Annotated in this window: 4 protein-coding genes and 2 pseudogenes; 4 read left to right on the forward strand and 2 right to left on the reverse strand. The window is 34.9% G+C overall.

Annotated elements, in window-relative coordinates:
• The first annotated feature begins 200 nt into the window (after positions 1 to 200).
• Together MTCD1_RS18130 and MTCD1_RS18135 are read left to right on the forward strand one after the other, a co-directional pair.
• Entirely contained in the window at positions 201 to 380 is a 180-nt protein-coding gene (locus tag MTCD1_RS18130) for a hypothetical protein (protein WP_057180815.1), read from the forward strand.
• Between the two features lie 27 nt (positions 381 to 407).
• Entirely contained in the window at positions 408 to 644 is a 237-nt protein-coding gene (locus tag MTCD1_RS18135; protein WP_057180816.1) for a hypothetical protein, read from the forward strand.
• Positions 645 to 707: 63 nt separating this feature from the next.
• Here MTCD1_RS18135 and MTCD1_RS18140 read toward each other — a convergent pair.
• Positions 708 to 854 (reverse strand): annotated as a pseudogene (locus MTCD1_RS18140) (IS110 family transposase); the annotation flags it as partial.
• Positions 855 to 1,009: 155 nt separating this feature from the next.
• On the opposite strand from MTCD1_RS18140, the gene MTCD1_RS18145 reads away from it, so the two are divergent.
• Together MTCD1_RS18145 and MTCD1_RS18150 are read left to right on the forward strand one after the other, a co-directional pair.
• Complete coding sequence (locus tag MTCD1_RS18145) at positions 1,010 to 1,441, forward strand: hypothetical protein (protein ID WP_057180818.1); 432 nt, start codon at positions 1,010 to 1,012, stop codon at positions 1,439 to 1,441.
• Positions 1,442 to 1,503: 62 nt separating this feature from the next.
• Complete coding sequence (locus MTCD1_RS18150; RefSeq protein WP_057180819.1) at positions 1,504 to 1,857, forward strand: hypothetical protein; 354 nt, start codon at positions 1,504 to 1,506, stop codon at positions 1,855 to 1,857.
• Between the two features lie 26 nt (positions 1,858 to 1,883).
• Here the strand turns inward: MTCD1_RS18150 and MTCD1_RS18155 are convergent.
• Positions 1,884 to 2,255: pseudogene (locus tag MTCD1_RS18155) on the reverse strand (IS4 family transposase); the annotation flags it as partial.
• Between the last annotated feature and the right edge of the window lie 123 nt (positions 2,256 to 2,378).

Below are 2,378 nucleotides of genomic sequence, written 5' to 3' on the forward strand. Positions count from 1 at the left end.
ACTTAAAATAGCTTCTTTTCTTTCTGTTGAATAACTAGACATTTATTGTTCGATTACCACTCCCCGATCTAAAAAAATTTAAATTTTAGGGGTGACAACTATTCTGACACGGGGGGTAAGTTGGCTGCGCTCGTGCCTCGCACATTATAGCAACAGTAACTTGCCCCTTAGCAAAGCGTTATAAATACAAGGATGGTTCAATGAAAACTGTTAGCATAATATTATTATTTTTTACTTTTCACTTCTCTGCAATGGCTGAAAAAGGCTTTGTTGTTAATATACTTCCAGATAAATTAACCTTACCTATAGATTGTGAAGCTCAAATAAATTTACAACGATTAAGATCAGCACCAGAAAAATTTTCGATTGGCTATTCCTGAAAAAATGTGAAAAATGGAAGTTATTACATGGATTTTCGTTTAAATGATATAGATTTAGTCGCTGATTTTGAGAAAAACTCAGCTGAAGTTGATGTTAATGAAATCAAGTTTAAGGCATATACACTCTATGAAATACTAGCTAAAAGCGAAGATGGAGAAGAGTTTAAATTTGTTTCTTATTGTACAAAAGATGTATGTCTTGATTTAGTTGGGGACTATGAGCAATCAGTTAAAGCTTCTATAACGTCACAGCTAGGAGGATAGTATTTGTAACAAGCTGTTAAACAAGGAAAAAATACAGTTGGCTTTTACTCCTTCGTCGCTTATTCTAGCCAATTTTGTAATGGCTGCTTTGGTGGTTTTTATTTTGCCATAATGAACGGGCTTTGCGCCACAATGGTCTTCTATGTATGCCACTTCTGTTGATACTTTATGGGTATCTAGACCAATGAAAAGTATGTTATGTTTGTACATGCTAGTCTCCAATTTTAGTTGTTTAACACACTAATTATGGCTCTGGTTTTACTAACCCACGAATCTGGAGGCTAGCACCTCGTGGGAGTCATTATGTATATGTTTTTTATATATTTCATTGTATTACCACTTATCATTCTAACAAGGTCTCATTGATGAAAAAATTATTACTATCTTTACTCTTACTAAATGGCTGTGCAACTCAAGGTGTGGATAGATCAGAACTTAACGTGATCAAAAAAGAATTTTATGCATCAATTATATCTATGAAAGAAGTTAAACTTTCGTCTGAAGTTAATACTGGCATTGTTGGTGGTGCTAGTATTGGCGTTATTGATGAATTGGATGGCAATCATGAAGATATGATTGCAGGGGCATTGGCAGGAGCAATAGTTGGAGGTTTATTTACGGCTATTTTTGAAGGAAGCAACAAAGCTTTTGAGTACACTCTACGTACAGAAAACAATGACCTTATTACTATTATTCAAAAAGAAAAAGTTAGTGTTTTATCGGAGTGCGTAAAAGTTAAGATAGCAAGTAAAGTATCAGTAGTTTCAGTTTCAAAAGAAAAATGTCAATTTATATAAATTACTGTGTTACAAAAACATAATAAGCTGTTATGTACCAGTGTTTCGGCTATAGGGGAATCATGAAAAATTGGCTTACAGAAGCTGAGGAATCTCTAGAAGAAGCACTTATTGCAATTGCTGATGGTTCTATTCCTCCTGAACATATGTATATGTTAGCATCCGTTTTTTATTCAAAGTGGCAAAACACTAATAATTCAGAGTTACTTGAAGAAATGAATGAAGTTACAGAAGAACAGGTTCAACACGATTGGTCTTGTGATGAAAAATCAAAATACCAATACAAATTTCATTTCGTTTCAGCTTATTTGTATTGCTTTGTAGTCGCAGGTAAAGTTGATGAATTAAAACATGATCAAATAATGGAATATGTTTGTGGTCAATTGGACTTGTTTACGGAAGACTATTCAAGTTAGAAAAGCACGTAATAAGCTAATGCCGTTCACTTAAGGTGACCGGCATTTCTTTTTTTAAGGGGGTATCTGTTTTTTGAGCATTTTAATTCTCGTGGATAACTGCGCTCTCGCCGTGCTGGTAGTATAAATTGTTTGGCACTTTTTGTTATATCCATCACGAACTTCGCTATGTTGCCTGGCGAACAAAATGGCAACATCGTTAGTTGATAAATTATATGCATTGATGCTCCATGAAAACTCAGTTGATTCGGGTGTATTGAATCAAGTGACTTAGCCATCAATACCATTTGATAGCGGATCAAATTGTACGCAAGTAATATTCCCCACAACTCTTGCTTTATAAGCTCTGGCTGATTACTCCGTAAAGTGAACTCACTATCAAGTAGTGACTGCTTCATCGTAAGCGTATAGCTAACGGCACCTGCCTCTAGCGTTTTTTTTCAGATACATTATCTCCTCACTTAACTTAGGAGATAAGCATGAGAATTTCGCGTAGCCAAGAACAATGGCAAACCATCATT

This window comes from Colwellia marinimaniae (assembly GCF_002207865.1).
Lineage (GTDB): Bacteria > Pseudomonadota > Gammaproteobacteria > Enterobacterales > Alteromonadaceae > Colwellia > Colwellia marinimaniae.